The sequence below is a fragment of the Anoxybacillus sp. ST70 genome (assembly GCF_019553625.1).
Lineage (GTDB): Bacteria > Bacillota > Bacilli > Bacillales > Anoxybacillaceae > Anoxybacillus > Anoxybacillus gonensis.
Genome location: NZ_JAHZOF010000054.1, coordinates 1 through 245 on the forward strand (window position 1 = coordinate 1; position 245 = coordinate 245).

The 245-nt window shown below is 47.3% G+C and carries 1 pseudogene; it reads right to left on the bottom strand.

The features are described 5' to 3' along the window. A pseudogene (locus tag K1I43_RS15565) lies at positions 1–245 on the bottom strand (DUF6444 domain-containing protein); the annotation flags it as partial.

The following is a 245-nucleotide window of genomic DNA, read 5'->3' on the forward strand; positions in this document are numbered from 1 at the left end:
ACGGAGCGTCGTCCCCTCATGTCCCTCTTGCCCACCAGGCTTTTTGCCAGACGGCTCGCGGGAGGAACGCTTTTCTCAAAACGGTCAGAAGATGGGGGCAAATGGCTATTGGAGCTGTTTTTTTTTTTCGTGCGTGCTTCCAGCTCTTGAACGCGATGCTTGAGTTGTTCATTTTCTTTGCGTAGCTGTTTGTTTTCTTGACGCAAATGTTCATTTTCTTGAATGAGTTGATGAATGAGCTGTTT